Below are 19,270 nucleotides of genomic sequence, written 5' to 3' on the forward strand. Positions count from 1 at the left end.
TTTCGATTTAACATTTTCCTCCTTTTTAGGCAATTGGATGACTGGGCTATAAGTTATGAAATGATCAATGGCTATTTCAGATGACATGCTTGTTTTTTATATAAAAAAGCACCACTCGTTGGTTTACGATTATCGAAAACTAATGAATTGGCCAAATTGCTTCCCTTTGCCGATAAAAGTGAAACAGTTGATATATCGTTAACACATCCTTCTTTTCCTCAGGCAGTATTTTTAACAGCCATGTTTTTGTCTAGAAAAAAATAAAGGATGCACTGCACAACTAATGTTAGTATGATAAACAAAACCATCAACGGGATTTTAAAATAATCTCCGGGGATGGAGGGGTTAGACAATATATATCCTCCCGTAATTACGATTGCACCGATTAAACTGATTACGAATAGAACAGCCCAGCCTTTGAGAAAAAGCGCTGTCGGTGTTTGTTTTTTATTTACTATAAAGATTTTCTTGATGAAGTAAACAGGGATTAGACAAAAGCAAAGAAATAAAGTACAATGGAGTAGGAGATCCCCACAAATTAATTTCATGTATTCCTCAAACGAATAAGAGGTACCATAAAAGACGTAGTTTCCCGAAATGATGTTGTCTATATATCCAATATTGATCAGCAAGGGAAACACGATATAGGCTAGGAGCAAATTAACTACAATAACTCTCATAAGTTTAAAATTCTTTATTTACAATCTGTTGAAAGATATGATAAAGGTAACTGTCCATCAATAACTTTTTTAATAACATCCCAATTTGGTCTTTCTACAATAGGTGCATCGACAACAGCAATACCGTTGCTTCCATTTACAAACGTAGATATTTTATCTTGGAAAGATTTCCATAATGCATCAGCTTTAGCGGCTATTATTCAATTGTTTTTGCATAAGCGATATACTCGTTTACAATAGGCAGGTCAGCTTCTGCCCAATCGTAGTCAAGCAATTGATCTATCGCTACCCATATTGCCTGGGCATGCTCCAGCGCTTTTACTTCTCCAGATTGTAGGCTGCATACAAAAGGGTAGAGCTGCAGCGAAAAGTCGGCGTAGTGATGCTCGACCATCGTGAGCACTTTGCGTATGGTGATATCAATATTGAGTTCCTCCTCGATCTCCCTGCGTAGGCAGTCTTCTTTAGATTCTCCGGTTTCGATCTTTCCTCCCGGAAATTCCCATTTCAATGGAAGCTTCATCGAAGCCGATCTTTGGCAGATCAGTATTTTATTAGCGTGTTCTATTATCGCACAGGTTACTTGCAGCATACGGGGTTAAAGGTAATGATTTTTCATCTTAGCTTTTTTCGATAGAAGATATGATTAACTTCTTCGTTACCTTTAGTAGATAGAGACAGTTTTATGTTAAGTTTTTATTATGGGATGTTTAAAAAATTAATATAGAATCTATTTATTTAAAAATTCATTACACAAAAGTGTAGATTTCAATATGTTATTTCATTAAGAGAAAATAATGTTTAAGTTTGTGAATCAAGTTTCGGATAGGAATTGGAGATTTTAGTATGTTCTTCTAAAATATTTCTTTCTTTTCAATAGAATGCTTGAAAGAATAAAATGTATTCAAATAAATGCAAGCTTACTTGCTTGTTTTTTAATTTTTAAATTGATGGTAAAGTTCATATCAAATAAGGTTGTTGTAAATACCAGTATTGCCGCGGCATGTTTTATAGTTTTAGGATCAACGTCTTGCAGTAAAAGTCCGATGCCAGTTGAGCCACCCCTAGTCGACAGTACAGATAAGAAGATAGATTATAGTGCTTATGATTTCGAAAGAATGGCAGCACTTAGTAATCGTTGGATATCCGATACATTATGGAATGAAAAAAAGAATCAAATTATTGGATTCAGACTTAAAAAGGCAGCAGATTATGAGTTTTCGTACGATTCTGAAAATTACTTAAAAGAACCTTATTTTAACGCTTTCGTCTCCTTGAACAATTTTCCTGAGTTTAATTTGACTCAATATCAATCGCAGTCTGCTTCTTATATTCCTTACGTGCGATTTAACAGTTATAATTCTAATCCAGTAGCATATCAAAAAATCACGGACAGACAGGATCTGGACGAATTTATAAAGAATAAGTTCGTTGACAAGGGGCCAATAAATTACTATGGTCATCAAGATTATATTTATCATTTTAGAGATTTTGATAATTTGCGTCTTATTTTTACAGGAGACGTCGATGTAAAATCAAAGTTCGCCATTCCTGATTCTCGGTATGATAAAATGGAAAATACGGGATGGCTATACTACAGCTATAAACCGACATTTAATATGAAATCACATGCAGAAGAAAAAGATTTCAAGAAACTTTTTCCTGCTGCGAATTTAACTGGAGGCAACATTGTTAGGGTAGCAGAAATAGAATATGGAAAAAGTGCTTATATGGTCTTGGACGGCCCTGAAAAAATTAAATCTATTATTTCTAAACTATCTGTAGACCCGCAAAATTTAAGTTCTGACGAAAAGAATCTTTTAAACAAACAACAAGCTTATTTTTACCTTATCGGCTATAAATCTTCAGATCTAGATTTAATACGGAGCGCGCAGAGCACTGTAGAAAAGATAGATGCGTATTTAACCTTGGCTATCCGCTCTCCGGAAACAAAGACCTATGAATATCCCCATATAGGAGTTCCTGCCGTATATAAATTAGAGTCATCCAATTTAAATGATGAAACTTTCAAAAATCTCCAATTCACGAAAGAAATTAAATTTTAATAAATAATATAAGAAAAAATGAAAAGTAATCAATTCAGTCTTGTACTCTTAGCCGGGGTATTGGCATTCTATTCCTGTAAAAAAGACAACTCAGGTCTAAAAAATGAAATCGGAAACAATGAGGATTCCCTGTTAAGAGTTTTCCAAAACTCCAAGGTAATCGAAAATCCAATTATAGATCTGACTAAAAAAGGAAATTCGAGCAGACTCAAAGCCGGAGGGATCGTTAGAGACAGTGTTTGGCAAAATGGACTTGGCAATACCTATTTTGTTGAGTCCGATAATATAACGGTTTCGTCCGAAACTGAGGATTATGCTTATCCAGGAGCGATATTCAATAGCAAAAATATCATCAGTTCTTATCAGTTCGATCCCCTTGGCAGGGAGCATTATGATGCTTTACCAATAAGAGCAAGTCTTTCAATTCCGGGTACAAATGTTTCTGGAACAATTGAATATCCAAGCTTGGATGAGACAAGAGAATTTGTGGGAGGTATCCTGAAAAAAAATGGGAATGTGCAACAGATTAACAGTTTTTCCTATACATCTAGCGAATTTACCGATTATAACGAGTTGAAATATACCTTCGGTGCCAACGTGGATATCGGGAAAATAGTAAAAGCTTCTGTTAATGGGGGAAAAACTAAAATCAGTAAGCGAACCGGAGTCATCGCACGGTTTGTACAAGAAAATTTCACGCTGGATATGTCACTACCTAAGAAAACGGAATTGATCAGCATTGCAGATGCAAATGCACTGCAGGTAGAATACGCACCTACATATGTGAGTTCAGTTACCTACGGTCGGATCGGTATTTTTACAGCAGAAACAGATGCTAACTACGAAGATTTTAATGTTGCCTTTAAAGCAGGAGTAAATATTGGTGTTGTCGGTGTTGATACTCACCTTACTGCGGCACAGAAGGAACTTTTAGATAAAGCAAAGATTACGATCTACATGAAATTTGGTCCTGGAACAGCTTATGTACAGACAGTGGAAGGGTATGCTGCATTTAAAAACGCAATTTTGGCTGGAGCGAATGTTACATCACAGTCTTATGGCGGGCCAATTTCGATGCGCATGCGAAATCTTAAGAATTTTGGAATATTTAAATCAATATTTAAAATTGATGTTACAAAGTAAAACTACCATCCATACATCAAAAGGGCTATTTAAAATAGCCCTTTTGATTTCAATACTTTTTACCGGTTGTAAAAAGGGAAATGATTCAAAATTGTCTGTGGAAGAAATTAATCCCCTTGGTAAAAAAGCAAATAATATTCAAGCGGCAGCTTCCTCTCCCGATATTCTGGTTATGGACAATAATTACGATATTGTTTATTTAGGAGCGATTCTCAGTGGTAGAGATATTCTCAACGAATCTACTTTTAATCCGCTCAGTTCGTACACAAAATTACCGATCAAAGTCAGTACTTCGATTAATGGGGCACCATCTGCAACGATTAATCCGCCACGTTTGTCTACGTATCGCCAGACGGTTCAGGATATCTTACGGCCCACTCCGCTGAGTAATCCTGATATATCGTCATTTCTTTATTATTATCGGCCGTTTTATGATTATAAGGAGCTGACAAAGGAATTTGGATATAAAGTAAATACAAGAGGCCTGTTTTCCAAAACAAGTTCTAGTTTAACCAATCAGCTGACGACAGTGACTAAAAAATATGGATTTGTTTCTGTTTTTGAGCTGGTAAACTTTACCATCGATATGTCATCTCCAAAGTTGACCGAGCTGATCGACACAGCTGCAGCGCACAGGCTAGAAGCTACAGGGGAGAACCCCGTTTATATTAATTCCATTTCGTATGGACAGAAAGGAATTCTAGCGGTCGAAACGGATTATAATATGGAGCAGACCACTAAAATTTTCGAGAAGTTGACAAAAAAGATTTTCAAAAAGACGAAAGAAACGTTTACCTCGACAGAAATAAATATCATTAATAACTCCACGATTCGGCTATTTTTGGTCGGTGGATCAAGTGGTGGATCTTCAGTTACCATTGATGGATATAATGGATTCATCAACTATGTAAAAGATATAGGAGCATTTTCGGCTGATAACCCAGGTTATCCTATTTCGTTTCGCTGTCGAAAGTTAAAAGATTTCTCACTTTTTAAGGCATTGGAAGAATGAAAAATTGTAATACTCTAAGAAGACTCTTGTATATATTTATGATTACGGCTTTTTTCTCCTCCTGTAATAAAGACCATTCAACTATTGATGCAGTTAAAAAACTGCAGATGCCCGAATTTTCGGAGATTTCCATTGTGGGCTCAAATAGTTTATTGAGTGATCATACCGAAGATATATTGAATGCACAAAATTCTAAAAAGAAAGCAGGATCTCCTTTGATGGGAAGTAATCCACGGAGAAAGGTTGGGCGGGTTGAGGTGACAGATCGGTCGCAATGGGAAGACCCCAACCAAGTAGGTTTTACTATTAAGGGTGTGGCGGACGAATTCATTATGACGCCAGATTGGTTGGGGAAATTAGATGTGTTTCACCTAGGCTCTATTATACATGGTAATAGTATCCAGGATCTTTCTTTCATACCCCTTTCTGAAAGAAATGGAGAGTACGAGGCGAAACCGGTATCCGTTTCCGTTTCCTTTCCGGCGAAAACCGTTACAGGAAGCTTTATGCCTGACGTCATGTCGTCAACAGAATTTTTCAGTACATTAATGAAGAATAACAAGATCACGTCATTGCAGAACAGCGCATTTCAGTATGAAATCGAAGAGTTTACATATTTTAATGAGCTTAAGACCGTCTTTGGCGCTGATGTTGATATAAAAGCCATTTTCTTTAAATCAGGAAGTAGCGGATCCACCTCTTCTGAACAGATCAGCGGTAATTCAGGGCTGGTTGCCACCTTTACACAGAAGAATTTTTCCGTGGATATGAGTATACCAGAAGAGGGACTGGAGTTGTATGATAAATTAAATGTCGCAAGCGGCGTATCGCCTGTATATATCAATTCGGTCATGTATGGGGCAAAAGGTATTTTATTGGTCGAGAGTAGTGTTGAATCAAATGTCTTAAAGTCCACCTTTGATAAAGTATTCTCAGTAATGGGAGGGTTGATCGACGGTTCAAAACAATTAACCAGCGAAGAAAAGCAGATAATTGCAAATTCGCAGATACAAATGGCCTTTATGGGTACTGGCGGAGCGGTTGTGAAGAAATTAGCTTCATTGGACGAGTTGATAGGGGTGATCAAGAAAGGTGTCCAGTTTTCACCATCAACACCTGGTGTGCCTATTTCTTATAAAATGAGAACACTTTTGGGGAATAAAACGGTACAAAACAGATTTAATTTCAGGATTCCGATTAAGCCTTTTTACGGAAAAAACGTTATTCAGGTTGAAAATGGTGTTAGTAATATGTATGCTATGTTTTTTGCTGACAAAAATTTGAAAGTTCCAGTTATAATTCCAGAAAATATTGCAGCAGTGGTCAGGGTAACTCGTTTAGAAAGAGAAGGTAATCCAAGGGATGGATTTATTGGAGTGATACGAGAAGTTTCCGAAGAAAACGTCTATAATAAATCAAAAGCTACGAAAATTTTTATGCAGGAAAGGTCGACGCCAATAACAAATCCAAAGTATCAACCCGGAAGATTCATTGTTGACTCAAAGAATGGCGCATATGTCGTTTTATTTTAAATGAATATACCATAATATATACCCAATAGGTCATTTGAGATATTCCATTTAATTACACAGCCTTTGGCTGTGTAATTATTTAAATGCTTAATAAATAGCTTCATAGTCAGTGATATATTAAATAAGTAAAAATGAAAAAAACACTTTTATTCTCACTTTTGTCATTTTTCGGCTTAAGTTTAACGTATGGACAGCAATTGAAACCTTTATATAGTAAAACTGATACTTTACCAAGAGTTGTTTACAAAGATCTTAATGAAAGACCTTTGCCTAAGCTAGAGATGCAAGGAAAAAATTACTTAGGCGATGGCATGCTGTCCTTAAAATCTGAAGGAGTTAAGTCAGTAGATATTAACAAAGAGAAGGGAGCAGTGGTAATTGAATTTACACCTGAATACCATCCCGTTTTAATGAGTTTGTCGGATATTAAAAAAAAATATACAAACCTAAAATCTGAACGCGTAATATTCCGGATTGAAGATAACTTTGTACAGAACAATCCGAATGAAGTTCTTGTCGATGCAAGCAATATTATGCTAATTTCTGTTTCTCCCGTTAAGTTTATCGGAGACTTAGAAGATCTATATATGGTTACTTTAGTACCAAGGACTGATAAGAATGTTGAAAAAATGAATGAAATCCGCATTCGCTAAGCATATTGAAGTACTCAGACAATAAATCATTATTATAGATTCAATGCTTAAATAAAATCGATTTGTACCTATTAGAACAGCTTCCCTCAAATTAAAAGAGGGAAGCTGTTTTGTTTCAAGAAAATGGGGCATATTAACAAAAAGTCTGTACTTTTCGGTATCTCCCAGATACCGCTTACATATACCCTGTTTTCCTCCAATACCCTTCGATGCAGCCATACTTTTGCTATACACATAAAAACAAAAGAATATGTCAAATCAATTTTTAATTAAAGACACGATGGCAGCTATGCGAGACATTTCTGCTGCTGAAAGCAGTGCATTGCAAGACGGTACTTACAACGGTGTTCAGTTATTGGGCTATTATGAAAAAGGGGATACGCCTGCGCCCATTATTTATCACTATGTTAATCTTCTAAACGATCCTGATCCCGGACCAGATGATGGGGGGAGTGTGGTACAAGCAGGCGGAATTAAGTTGGAGCATAAGTTTTCAACAGATGAGGTAGACTTGAGATATTTCCCCGATTCTCAACAAGGTTATTTGGCTTTTTTTAATTATTGTGGCGCTCACCGAAAGATCGCGGTTATTCATAAAGATATCAGCATTACTGTTATTGCAAAAACTTTTGTTAAGTGCCCTAAAGGTATTAGATCTCTAAATAATAATTATATCAATATTAAGGGAAATTTCTTTTTTAGTTTGGATGACTTAGTCGATGAACTGGTAATTTCGGATATCAATTTCTCCACTGAAGGCCTGAATGCGACCATGGTTAACAATAATACCCCTAAAGCTATCTTCGATATTGAGATCGGTTGGAAGGAATCTGTTCAATTCTTTTCGCTTAAAAATGTAAAGCAAGATGGGATTCCATTGGATTTGACTGGAGAAACAAGAAGTAGGGGATTGGTAAATATTAAAAATGTACAAAATGTTAGGATCTTTAACGTAATGGTGAAGAACATTGATGTCGCTCTTATCCTTCGCGAAAGTCGAAATATCAAAATAGATACAGTGTCTTTTGAAAATGTTGGTACCGGAATTTATGGAAATAATATCTACAATGCTATAATTCAAAATTGTACACTTAAAAACACAGTTGAGCAAGCAAATAATTGGAGAGGAAAGACGGCTAACTACGATCTTAATGGTAAAGATCTGATCTTTGCCACGGGTTCTGATATTACTTATACGAAAAATAAATCTTACAATCCGATTGAGAGAAACTGCTATTTCATCGCAGATAACGTTTCAATTCGTAATTGTTATTCATTAAATGGTGATGGATTCAAAGCCGTTGGAGCAATGGGTGATACTTTCAAAAACGTTGTAATCTCCAATAATCTTTTGGAGATAAACGACGACCTTGTTAATATGCCTATAAGATCTATTGTGTTGTTACAATGCTATTTCATTAACAAGGGACTGTATCAAAACAATAGGATACGCATTTTATCAGATGTTTCAGAGAAGACTAAAACAGTCAGAGGTATAGCGACTATATCAAGGACAAATGGAGAATTGATTTTTGAAGGCAATTATGCCGACCATTCTAATAGCGGAATGATTGCGGGTGTACAGAAAACCGCAGAAGAGTTAGCTAATTCAGGAGAGTTGCTTGCCCAAAAACTAAAGATCATAAACAATTACACCTATACTGAAGGTGACACAATGGGGGCAATCTTGAGTATGTTGACAGTTACCAATAGCATCAGTACACTAAACTATTTTAATAACGTAGAAATGTATGGTAATCGAATCAAATTACCTATCAATAACAATAGCGTGCTCATCACAGGTCCTTTAGCTCTTTATAACATTAAAGGTGCAGCTAATATAAAAGCTATCGATAACAAAATTCTTGAAGGGCGTATTCGATATACAAGTGGCCTAAACTCAGATTTAGCTGGAACCTCCATTAATGCCACACTTTTAGAGGATGACTTAACTTGTGTTGATTTAAATAGCAATATGATTGCTATTAGAAACTTTGTCTATAATAAAGGGAGCGTTTTAAAATTTAAACAGGTTGAGGGAAAAGGAACGGTCACTCATTACTTTAATGATTCAGAAAAAACCTTTGGAGAAAGTGGTACTACGGTTATTGAAAAATCTGATGCAACGAATACCAATTTTAATATCCAAGGCAAAGAGATAATTGTTGAGGGATCTGTCAAGGGAAAAGGATATTTTAAAAGTAGGCTTGTACATGGCATTAATATTTTTGAGCCCATTGTTGGGACCATGGACGCAGCTCTTATTAAATACTCTTCTAACCAAATTCAAATTAACGGACTTGATGTGGGAGTACAATATAGTGTTAAAATGCTTGTTGTCTAATAGTTCATAATTGAATAATCTACAAAATTTAGATAGTAATATAAATATCAGAAATTGGGCAAGCGGTAGTTGAGTGCTTGCAATTTCTGATATTTATAGATCTATTTAGATAGCTGTGAACATTTCTTAATTTGATTACTAAAACTTCTCAAGGCAGAGCAAGACAACTGTCATTATTCCTGCTATGGCGTCCAAGATGTGTTTGTCAATATATTTTTCAGTAATTCTCACTAGGTTCACGGTTATATATATAATTGAACATATCGCCAAGTACAACGGGATAGCTATAATGAAGCAACCGATGTACCATATTGTAACTATAATGACAGACCATGAGAGCTGTATCCAGAGCAGTGCATAAGGGAGTATTTTTAAAAATGGTATCTGATTGACAAAATTAGCATAGATATTACCTCCAAGGTAATATAGAATTAACGGTAGAAATACGAGCCCTAGAAACGAAATGTTGAAAAAATGTTCCTTGACAGATTTTCTGTGGTTTCGGATCCATTTTATGGAAAAAACTAATCCAAAATTTAAGAAGAATAACGTGTATAAAAATAGTTTGATGCTGTATGACCAATCTATGGGTATAAAACTTATTAGCACTATCACAATGAAAATGTATACCAAATATCTTGAGGCAATTTTCATTAATGAATCTTGGAGCTCTGACATCGTATGTTCCTTATATTCACTTAGGTTTTTGTTTATTTTTAGATAAAAGTTGTCGATTTTACTTTTAAACAGTTCATTTTTAATGACTCCTCTGGTAAAAAAGTAACAGGCTAATACTACACTAAGTATTGATGTAAGCATATTTATTTATAGTTTCTGATAAATCATTTTACGGTTTCTTCTTGTCCTCGTTAAGAATAATGGTTTCTTAAACAAAATATTAAATATTCTTTTTGGGAGTAGCAGATGCTGTAAATACTACACAAAAGTGTCTTTTAAGTTGCCAAGCAGCGGAATAGTATACTTTTCATCGCTCTTTCTTCCACTGAATTTCGCCACGCTCAATCNNTATTCAAATTTCTTTGCAAACTGATCATATTGGATAGATGCTACATAAACATTGTTGACATAAATATGCCAAATACCACCTTTCTTTACGCTTATACGGACAACATTGCGTTTGCCATTGCTGTAGAATAGCTCCGGCGAATCTTGATCAAACCGACGAATAAGCGCATCGATGCAGGCCTCCTTAATGTCGTGTGCCAGTACACCGTATGCTAATTCCCATTCGCCCTGTGATCGCCTGAATATGTAGAATGACTTTCCATTTTTGTCATACAAATAGTAATCCCGCATGCCCATACTCTTATCATCAATAGTCATACGGACATATAGCACACGATTTCTGCAGTGAACTTCAAGTGGTTTCATAAAACAAAATTACTAATAATATTAGTAATTTGTCAAGATAAATTTTCGATTTAACATTTTCCTCTTTTTTATGCAATTGGATGGCTGAGCTTATAGGCTATGAAATGAACGATAGCTATCTCAGATAACATGCTTAAAGAAGAAAGAGATTTAAATTCAAAAGATATTCTTCATGTCTTCGATTTTGTGGTAGTTCAATATAGATTGTCTTACTCTCCAGAATGAAGATTGACAAGAGGAATATCAATTTTTAATCCGATGCTAAATATCGCAGCGTCGAAAGCTTTATCATTAAATCTTTTTTTCAGCCCCTCATCATAATACGCCTTTAACGGAAGTAATTTTCCTCCTATGAATGCGACGATAGGCGTGTTTTTAATATTGTATAGGATATTAGCTCCGGGACTAAAGACCTCGCTAAAATGGACTTCCTTATTATAGGCTGAGTCTGGAGTAATTAGATAGTGATTTACGAGATTTCCTAGTTCCAACAATTGCACGTTGAAATTGAAATATTTGAAGAAGTTACCTGCAGGTCGTATGGTAACACCTATTGGGGCAGTTATACCACCCGTCCATTTACAGTTTAATGAAGAGTTTCCAATTGGGACAATTCTGCCTGCAAAGGCCCCCACATATGCATTCAAATCTACAGACGAAGACATTTTCCTTTTTAATTTGTAAGAAGTCGGAGGCAGTGCATGCGACTCGATTACATTCGCCAGTTCGGCTGATGATGACGAGGCAATGACGTCGCCAAAAAATCCCGACAGTTTGATCAATTCGTTAGCGTATGACATTTCTGACAATTTCGCGAGTTTTAACGAATCCTTCAGATTGGGAATAGTCTGTGACAAGAGATTTAAGATAGTTTTCATCTCTTTTTCATTTTTAATACTCTTGGCTCCATAATAGAGTGCAATCCTATTTATAAGGTAGATTTGATCATTTTTGTCCAAAAGTTTACTTGAAATTATCTTTAACGAATCACCTATTATGCTTTTATAAAATTTAAGTTGTTCTTTCTGCGGAACATGCTGCAGATTTTTACCTAGATATTTGATGTATTCTCTCTGGTTATTATTTATCGTAATCTCGATTTTCTTTTTGCTTGCGTCTAAAAAATGGATACTGTTATTATCAAATTCGAGTTTAGCTACATTTTTATTTGTTGAATCCTTGTGAAGAAAATTGGTTAGTGAATTTATGATGGCGTTATTTTTAGTCGAATCAAGTCGATAATATGAGTCCACCAATCCCAAAGTATTTTGTGCAGCTGCAACGAAATTTTTCTCCTGAATGTTTTCTATAATATCAAAAACGTTTTTGATGTTCGCCAAATAGCTGTTGACACCCTGCTTCTCACTGATCCCAAATGGATAATTCTCAAAATTAGCGATCACTTGCCCAAGTATACTCCATGTATTAGAAAGCGATTGGTTCATTTGATCCGATTTATTTTTTTCAATCAAGGCTTGTTGTTCCAGATTGATCTTATCGAATTGACCTAACGACAATAAAAGTGGACTTAGCCAAGCGATCACTTTATCCTTATCTTTGATCGCATTTTTGATACCAGGTAAATTTTCAAATACATTACCATATTTTAAGTCGAGGAGTTCAATAAATATTTTCCATTGCTCTGTATCCAAGGTTTTGAGTTCTTCATATGCAAGAAGCCTGTAATTATTTTGATCTGTAATCGTAAATAACTCATTAGTTGCTATGTAAAGTAGTGCAATAATATTTTGTGCATGTTTATTTATATCTCCTGTATTGTTAACAGATATATTAGGATCAGGACTATAAGCTGGATTAAGGTACAGTTGACGAATGATATCCCTATAATTATATCGTGCTTTAATCAAGCCATCAATATTATAGCCCATTTCTACGGCCGTCTCTAGGTTTGCTGCATTTTCTGGAGTTAAAAATTGTTTTGTCCAGCTACTTTTGGACACATTTCGAGGCATTTCTACAAAATCTTTTGAGATTGCGTATCGCCAAGAGGTGCCAAAATTGGCGGTTCTGTAATCAGAGAGTCCATCTAATAACTCAATTGTAGCTGGAAAAACATCATATATCAATGGATTATTTACTCTTTTGCGCAATTGGTCCATAAACCATATTGCCGCCTCCTGTTTTGCTCTTTTCGCCAGAAACATGGCCATAGCGTCTATCATTTGAGACTGTGAGGGAATGCTTAACCCTGTGTAATTAAGACTTTGTTGCGCATTTTGGGTTGCGGTTGTAAGATTGATCTGTAATGACTCCTGTCGACTGCGTTGGTTACCCTCCAGATAATTTTTAATATTAGCCGAGAGAGTTCCGTCACTTAGATATTTTTCGGCAATATTTTTAGTCAACGAATCCATTTTGAAAGAAATTCCTTTTATCAATGTGCTATTTGAGTCTATTTTATGATTTTCTTCCAAAATCTCATTGTTGATTGATGCATCTTTTAGCATTAATTTTTGATTTAAAAGTTCTAAAGAATATATGTCAGCTTCCTGGTGATCAAGCAGGTTTTTGTATTTATTTATTAGATCAATTGAATCTTTAGAATCACCACCTTTAAAAATCTTTAGAGAATCGATAACAATTTTTAGCTCCCTTTGTCTATTTGATAAAAGGGATATGTTATTTTTTGTTTCAGTGATCTGTCTATCATTCTCATTATATGCTATTTGTAATTTTGAGAGAGATTCCAAATCTTTATTTTTGTCCACATGTTGTTTAGACTCTAATAATCTTCTTACAAAGTCTGTTTTGGCATTGATAGAACTCGTTTTGAAATCGTAAATAGACTTATACTTGTCATCCCCTTTTACTAAATCTAGCTTATCTTTGCCAACTAAATTTACTAGACTGCTGTAAATCAAGTCGTTTTCAGTGGGATTCAGCGTTATTTTATTTAGATATTTACTTAAATAGAATAGGTTGTATGGCGGGGTTATACTATTTTTAAACTCGTTAGAGTCAATCTTTGTAGAAGAGTTTTTGGATTGCTCTACTGACTTTTTGGATTGCTGCCCACTCGCGATAATACTAAAGCTACTCAATAACAGCAATGACAAGGTAATTAGGTAAGGTCTTTTCATAACTCAATATTTTAATTTAATGACTTGTTTGGCTTTCAGTCAATTGGCTTGCACTAATATAAATAATTTATTTTAAAAAGCTACAAGTAGCAAATGTTTGGGATGATAGAAATTAATCTTTTTACTTAAGAAAAATATTGACAGATATGAAAAATAGCATCCAAGAAAAAAATATATAACTATTTAAAATCCAGAGCTCCTGAGGGTTGTACGGGTCGTTTAGATGAGGATGTTATAAATTCTTAAATCCTATTTTACTATAAATCCAGGACGAGCCTGGAGATGTTTAGGATTAATTGAAATTCTCGCTCATCTTCCAATAAATAGAATGGAAGATGAGCATACTTCCTTGGAAACCTAGACTTTTACTTTAGAATTAGGTTCTGTATTTAGCTTATAATAGATTTATAAGACGAATTTTTATGTTTGACAGATAGATTCCCGTTCGAATTTGACAAGCTAATCTGCTTTTAGGAAATATCATAGGCAATGTATCTAAAGTTTCACATTCTTGATCGGTAAGCGCAGGAAAATTGTTGAAACCGGATAAAATTTCACAATGACAATCTGCACATAATCCCATGCCTCCACACGTAGCGCGCATGTCGTAATTACTCTTTTTTAGTACTTCCATCAAATTATCCTCGGTATTTATTTCAATAGTGTTCTTTTTTTGTGATCCGTCACGGTCTATAACTTCTATATTTACTTTCTTATAATTTATTAATTCCATTTACGTCGTATATTTTATTGATAATTTCTTGTTTGAATAAAGTATTTAAAAATTTGAGCTATAAGCGCTGACTCTCTACAAAAATAAGGAACGATCTTAGTCAAGAATTTTACAAATGTTAAATAAATTTGTAAAATACATTACGGCTGTCGAGGTATTCATGCTGCAGAGCCAATTGATAGATATGCTATTCAATAAAAGGGGAGAACATGATAATGTCTCCCAAATGGTAGTTATTGTACAAAAGGATTTTAAAATACTTTCAATCCAATGATACCAACAACTATTAGTAAGGCTGAAAGAAGTCTAAATATACTTGCGGAGTCATTAAAAAATATAATGCCAACAAGGAGAGTTCCTACCGCTCCGATTCCGGTCCAAACTGCATAAGCTGTACCAATAGGGATGGTCTTTTGAGAATAGAAAAGAAGGGCGCCACTGATTGCCATACTTACAATTGCCAATACGAGCCATCCAAACTTGTTAGTGGGTGATGTCTGAGCCATCTTCAAACCCAACGGCCATCCAATTTCAAGAACGCCCGCGAAAATTAATGCAATCCAATTCATCTTACGAATTTTTAATATTTAATACAAAGGTAGCGACATAAAGATTTTAGAAATTTTTACAAATGTTAAATAATCATCATCTGACTTCACTCAAATACGGGCTCAGGCTTGCCTGATTTATGCATCAGTGAATGTTAGGCCTCCCTCAGCCGATTAATGGGAGGCCCTTCTTGTTTTAAACCTATCTACTATGCCGTGCTGTTTTTTACCTGGTTCCGCAATTAAATACTTTTGTGTAGTATTTCACATTCTGGAGCACTTCACACGACAATAATCGATGGGGAAAAACCGCTAAGCACATTGAGTAATGACTGTAAATAAATATATTTATCGTATGATTAGAAAAATAACGGCTAATTTGATTGTCGCATTTGTCATAATTCCATTCATTCTGACTGCAGGGAGTTGGGCAAATATTATTTCAGGGAATTATAGAATAGAAGATGCATATTATAATTCGTTAAGTGAATATATAGGCGTAATCCTCCATGAAACTGCTTTTCCTATATTTTCAATACTTTATTTGCTGCTGATTTTATTGCCTTACCAATTAATCAAAGATCGTTATTATATAAAGAACGGTCATGGCATGAGTTTTTGGAAGAAGTTACTTATACTCACTGCCATGATAGCATTGCTTTGGTTATTAATTTTTCAATATCCAATCAGTGACTGGTATATCAAATTTTTATCCTATGTTATCGGGATTGCAGTTTCCGTTTCAACAATATTGTACTTTTCAGTGGATTGCTATAGTGAGAATAAGGTTTCCGAATATAATCCGTTGTAACAAGATGCAAAAAATCTATCCATCTGTTTGCAATCTATAAAAAGTAATGTTTTGAACAACGTTTTATATGAAATGAACTATAACTATTTCAAATAACGCGCTTATCTTTATATAAAGACAAACTACATATAGTTTGCGGCTATGCAGACCAACTCACTAGCCAAATTGCTTCCCTCTGCCGGTTAGAGGGAAGCTCTTTTTGTTTTAGGACTTTTATGTACGCAGATAGCTGCTATTATTTAATTGATGTAGCGTAAGCGATATACTCGTTTACAATAGGCAGGTCAGCTTCTGCCCAGTCATAGTCAAGCAGTTGATCTATCGCTACCCATATTGCCTGGGCATGCTCCAACGCTTTTACTTCTCCGGACTGTAGGCTGCATACAAAAGGGTAGAGGTGCAGCGAAAAGTCAGCGTAGTGATGCTCGACCATCGTGAGCGATCTGCGTATGGTGATATCAATATTGATCTAACCAATCTGCTCCGATGGTATAATTTAAAAAATTAGGTGCGAACCAACGATACTTAATCTTAGTCCGGACCTACTATTAAATTTATTTGGTTAATTTTATTTCAGCCATTGTAACCTTTAGAGGTTGATCTATCTGCATATAAGTAAATCAGTAAGATCATTTATTTCCGTATACTTTCACTATAACATCTTTTTGGTGTCCCATCAACTGCAGTTTTATGTATAAATTTTTATCCCCCTTGATTTTAAATTTGTATTGTTCGTCAATATGGATTTTATGGCTATCATTGGCAGGGATCGAGAAAAGAACACAATCTTCTTCTCGACCTAAGGAAATGGATTTTTGATCCATATCTTTGGGATTCTTTGCCCAAAAGAGCTCATAGCCCCGGATGACCACATTTTTAGCGGATGCATTATAAAGGGTAATTTCATCGTTCTCTGGTCCTCCGGAAAAATAATAACTTGTATCAAATCTCGGCTTTGACCTACGGATTTCCCGAACACCAAGTATGATCGTCATTGACGTTCCTAGTGTTCCAATTATTCCAAGGATAAGTTCTGCACTCATATAAAATTAAAAAAAATGAAAATTCCATTTTAATAATAACCTTCTCGGATCCATGGAGGTCTATTCTGTTTGGCAAAAAGTATCTGTTCATCAGTTGGTGGGTCACTAAGACCTAGATGTTCCACCAGCATAACTTTTTCGACAAGACGGTTAATACAAAGGGATACATTCATGCCATTCATTATAAAACTGCCTCCTATCTGCGTATTTTTCACTAAAATACCCTGGCTGATGAGACCACTTACCGTTTCATTATCAATTGGCATCTCGATCGATTTTTTACCCTGTAATACGAATTCTCGAAGGACAGACTGTTCGAAAGCATCTAGTTTGGCTACCTTGGTTTTTACATAATTAACGCGCGTTTTTCTTGCGAACCAATTGATTATTGAATTTATGATCCAGATAAAAAAATTCAATACGGAAAAGGATAGCGAAATTATGAATACAAGTCCCACGATCCAGCCATATTGCGCTTTCAATCCGTTGAGGAACATTTTGTCATCCAATAGCTTCTGGTCAAAAAACAAAATGAAACCACTTACAAATGCAAGAAGCAAAAAAAACTTGGTAGGCAGTTTCGTAAGGTCGAATAGGGCTTTAATATATTTTTCCACTTTTATTTTTGGTTAATAGAACAAATATACTAAAAATTATAGTTATCAAGGAGGAATTCGGGTTGTCTAACCCTGAAAAAACTTCACAGATTTAACCATCAGTCCTAAATAGATCTTACAGCATTTTTTGGTAATTCTGAAAATTACGCTTTTTATTTTTAAATATTTCTATATTTTTTGCGATTTAGAGATAAAAAAAGCCCATGCAAATTCTGTATTCACGGGCATTTTGTATTTTTGTTTTTATCGGTTTAAAATAAAAAAAACAATATTTTCCGTAAAATATCACTTTTTGAAGAGAATAAGAGGTTCTAGCTCTGCTGGCCAAACTTGCTTCCAGAGCGTATTTTATCGCCTTAATCCCAATCTCGTGATGTTCAAAATGGTTATAACCGATCTGTTCGCGTATTTAAGCAACTCACTCAATAGGTCTCTTTTAAAGATCTATCGAATGCAGCTTCAATCTCTTTTTGATTATACCCAATTTTTGTACTCAACTGACTCAATAAACTTTCTAATTTTGGTAAGTCTCGAGTAATAGCATTGTAACTTAACGTAATCGCGGACATGTCGTTCTGCAGAAAGCAATGCTTCATATTCTCTGGACAAGTAGGGATTTTCTCCAAAATTTCCTTTTTCAATTTCATCAATTGAAGATTGATTGAGGATTGCAAATTCTTCTCTAAGCTCATCTTCATTTCTTTGAGCCTGCTCTGCAAATCCGCCTCTAATTGACTCATTTCGTGTAATATTTTCGTCAATTCCTTCCTCTTCCTGTCGATATTTTTCAACCATTTCGCAGATTCTTCTTTTTGATCGTTCTGGTAATTCTGCTCTATAGCTTTGGTCTCTTCTAATAATTTCTTCTTCTTGTTTGACATGTTCATAATATCTTTCTGTTGAAGTTCTTGTATCATTGAAGATTCCATCGATATCGAGTTCAATATCTCCGATTTTTCGTTCAATATTTTCAACCTCTCTTCTATGATCATATTCTCTTTCTGTACTATTTCCTGAGATTGATCTAATTTTATAGTGTAAGTTTCCAATAGATCCAATGAGTCTTTTTCGACTCTCTTCAATTTCGCCGTTTTTTCTAATATATCTTTCTTCCAAATCTGAATATTGCTTTTCAACATCGCAGATTTGTTCGTCAATTCTTTTTGTTTGCTCTTCAGATTTAGTTTCAATTCTTGTTCTAATTGAAGCTTCCTCATTGATAAGTCGGTCTTGTAATTCTTCTGTATTTTTCGCAACTCTTGATATTTCAAATTCAACTCTTGATTCAATATCTCTGTACGATTGAGATCCCAACACTTTTCCAATTCTTTGTATAAGGTTGCGAATTTGCGCATTTCTACATCTGTTAGACTCTGCAAAAAGCTGTCTTTGTTCTTCATCAATATGTGATATTCCCTCTGTATCTCCACTGGGAACTCGAATATATTCGGTGTTGATTTCATCATTGTTATATAACCATTTGGTACTTCTCGTGTGTTCAAATACTTGATCAATTTCTGCTGGCGATGCCTTTGGTATTATCACTGAGACTGTATCAATTCCTAATCTTAATACATTGCTGTCCCATTAAAGTT

General features: G+C 35.0%; 15 protein-coding genes. 7 read left to right on the top strand and 8 right to left on the bottom strand.

What is annotated here, in order from left to right; genetic code table 11:
• Positions 1-876 precede the first annotated feature (876 nt).
• A complete protein-coding gene (locus B4A24_RS10585) occupies positions 877-1,272 on the bottom strand; it encodes a (deoxy)nucleoside triphosphate pyrophosphohydrolase (protein ID WP_293944775.1) in 396 nt (131 codons plus the stop codon).
• Positions 1,273-1,630: 358 nt separating this feature from the next.
• Here B4A24_RS10585 and B4A24_RS10590 point away from each other — a divergent pair, with 358 nt between their 5' ends.
• From B4A24_RS10590 to B4A24_RS10615, 6 genes are all read left to right on the top strand, one after another.
• On the top strand, positions 1,631-2,746 hold the full coding sequence (locus B4A24_RS10590) for a hypothetical protein (RefSeq protein WP_293944776.1): 1,116 nt from the start codon (positions 1,631-1,633) through the stop codon (positions 2,744-2,746).
• A gap of 18 nt (positions 2,747-2,764) precedes the next feature.
• Positions 2,765-3,889: a thiol-activated cytolysin family protein gene (locus B4A24_RS10595; RefSeq protein WP_293944777.1), complete on the top strand. Its 1,125-nt coding sequence runs from the start codon at positions 2,765-2,767 to the stop codon at positions 3,887-3,889.
• Positions 3,876-4,901 carry a thiol-activated cytolysin family protein gene (locus tag B4A24_RS10600; RefSeq protein ID WP_293944778.1) on the top strand — a complete coding sequence of 342 codons (1,026 nt, stop codon included), beginning with the start codon at positions 3,876-3,878 and terminating at the stop codon, positions 4,899-4,901. Before B4A24_RS10595 ends, B4A24_RS10600 begins: the two co-directional genes overlap by 14 nt.
• Positions 4,902-4,939: 38 nt before the next feature.
• Positions 4,940-6,433: a thiol-activated cytolysin family protein gene (locus B4A24_RS10605; protein ID WP_293944779.1), complete on the top strand. Its 1,494-nt coding sequence runs from the start codon at positions 4,940-4,942 to the stop codon at positions 6,431-6,433.
• A gap of 131 nt (positions 6,434-6,564) precedes the next feature.
• Positions 6,565-7,086: a hypothetical protein gene (locus B4A24_RS10610; RefSeq protein WP_293944780.1), complete on the top strand. Its 522-nt coding sequence runs from the start codon at positions 6,565-6,567 to the stop codon at positions 7,084-7,086.
• Between the two features lie 250 nt (positions 7,087-7,336).
• Entirely contained in the window at positions 7,337-9,430 is a 2,094-nt protein-coding gene (locus B4A24_RS10615) for a hypothetical protein (RefSeq protein ID WP_293944781.1), read from the top strand.
• 1,601 nt (positions 9,431-11,031) lie between these two features.
• On the opposite strand, the gene B4A24_RS10620 is transcribed toward B4A24_RS10615, so the two are convergent.
• The 3 genes from B4A24_RS10620 to B4A24_RS10630 form a co-directional block, all read right to left on the bottom strand.
• Complete coding sequence (locus tag B4A24_RS10620) at positions 11,032-13,923, bottom strand: hypothetical protein (protein ID WP_293944782.1); 2,892 nt, start codon at positions 13,921-13,923, stop codon at positions 11,032-11,034.
• A gap of 394 nt (positions 13,924-14,317) precedes the next feature.
• Positions 14,318-14,656 carry a 2Fe-2S iron-sulfur cluster-binding protein gene (locus B4A24_RS10625; RefSeq protein WP_293944783.1) on the bottom strand — a complete coding sequence of 113 codons (339 nt, stop codon included), beginning with the start codon at positions 14,654-14,656 and terminating at the stop codon, positions 14,318-14,320.
• Between the two features lie 251 nt (positions 14,657-14,907).
• Positions 14,908-15,225: a DMT family transporter gene (locus B4A24_RS10630; RefSeq protein ID WP_293944784.1), complete on the bottom strand. Its 318-nt coding sequence runs from the start codon at positions 15,223-15,225 to the stop codon at positions 14,908-14,910.
• A 334-nt stretch (positions 15,226-15,559) separates the two neighbouring features.
• Between B4A24_RS10630 and B4A24_RS10635 the strand changes: the two genes are divergently transcribed.
• On the top strand, positions 15,560-16,015 hold the full coding sequence (locus B4A24_RS10635; RefSeq protein ID WP_293944785.1) for a hypothetical protein: 456 nt from the start codon (positions 15,560-15,562) through the stop codon (positions 16,013-16,015).
• A gap of 235 nt (positions 16,016-16,250) precedes the next feature.
• Here B4A24_RS10635 and B4A24_RS10640 read toward each other — a convergent pair whose 3' ends face one another.
• The 4 genes from B4A24_RS10640 to B4A24_RS10655 all read right to left on the bottom strand — a co-directional run bounded on the left by B4A24_RS10640 (position 16,251) and on the right by B4A24_RS10655 (position 19,220).
• The gene (locus B4A24_RS10640) at positions 16,251-16,448 is read right to left on the bottom strand and encodes a hypothetical protein (protein ID WP_293944786.1); all 198 of its coding nucleotides are present in this window, start codon (positions 16,446-16,448) and stop codon (positions 16,251-16,253) included.
• 196 nt (positions 16,449-16,644) lie between these two features.
• Positions 16,645-17,058, bottom strand: a complete 414-nt coding sequence (locus tag B4A24_RS10645) for a hypothetical protein (RefSeq protein ID WP_293944787.1) — start codon at positions 17,056-17,058, stop codon at positions 16,645-16,647.
• A gap of 29 nt (positions 17,059-17,087) precedes the next feature.
• A complete protein-coding gene (locus B4A24_RS10650) occupies positions 17,088-17,675 on the bottom strand; it encodes a super-infection exclusion protein B (protein ID WP_293944789.1) in 588 nt (195 codons plus the stop codon).
• 474 nt (positions 17,676-18,149) lie between these two features.
• The gene (locus B4A24_RS10655; RefSeq protein WP_293944791.1) at positions 18,150-19,220 is read right to left on the bottom strand and encodes a hypothetical protein; all 1,071 of its coding nucleotides are present in this window, start codon (positions 19,218-19,220) and stop codon (positions 18,150-18,152) included.
• Positions 19,221-19,270: the final 50 nt, after the last annotated feature.

Source organism: Sphingobacterium sp. UBA7249 (assembly GCF_002472835.1).
Classification (GTDB): Bacteria; Bacteroidota; Bacteroidia; order Sphingobacteriales; family Sphingobacteriaceae; genus Sphingobacterium; species Sphingobacterium prati.

Bases quoted from the DNA above. Each gene is read 5' to 3' on its own strand.
- B4A24_RS10585 (WP_293944775.1), bottom strand. From the start codon at position 1,272: ATGCTGCAAGTAACCTGTGCGATAATAGAACACGCTAATAAAATACTG.
- B4A24_RS10590 (WP_293944776.1), top strand. From the start codon at position 1,631: ATGGTAAAGTTCATATCAAATAAGGTTGTTGTAAATACCAGTATTGCC.
- B4A24_RS10595 (WP_293944777.1), top strand. From the start codon at position 2,765: ATGAAAAGTAATCAATTCAGTCTTGTACTCTTAGCCGGGGTATTGGCA.
- B4A24_RS10600 (WP_293944778.1), top strand. From the start codon at position 3,876: ATGTTACAAAGTAAAACTACCATCCATACATCAAAAGGGCTATTTAAA.
- B4A24_RS10605 (WP_293944779.1), top strand. From the start codon at position 4,940: ATGATTACGGCTTTTTTCTCCTCCTGTAATAAAGACCATTCAACTATT.
- B4A24_RS10610 (WP_293944780.1), top strand. From the start codon at position 6,565: ATGAAAAAAACACTTTTATTCTCACTTTTGTCATTTTTCGGCTTAAGT.
- B4A24_RS10615 (WP_293944781.1), top strand. From the start codon at position 7,337: ATGTCAAATCAATTTTTAATTAAAGACACGATGGCAGCTATGCGAGAC.
- B4A24_RS10620 (WP_293944782.1), bottom strand. From the start codon at position 13,923: ATGAAAAGACCTTACCTAATTACCTTGTCATTGCTGTTATTGAGTAGC.
- B4A24_RS10625 (WP_293944783.1), bottom strand. From the start codon at position 14,656: ATGGAATTAATAAATTATAAGAAAGTAAATATAGAAGTTATAGACCGT.
- B4A24_RS10630 (WP_293944784.1), bottom strand. From the start codon at position 15,225: ATGAATTGGATTGCATTAATTTTCGCGGGCGTTCTTGAAATTGGATGG.
- B4A24_RS10635 (WP_293944785.1), top strand. From the start codon at position 15,560: ATGATTAGAAAAATAACGGCTAATTTGATTGTCGCATTTGTCATAATT.
- B4A24_RS10640 (WP_293944786.1), bottom strand. From the start codon at position 16,448: ATGGTCGAGCATCACTACGCTGACTTTTCGCTGCACCTCTACCCTTTT.
- B4A24_RS10645 (WP_293944787.1), bottom strand. From the start codon at position 17,058: ATGAGTGCAGAACTTATCCTTGGAATAATTGGAACACTAGGAACGTCA.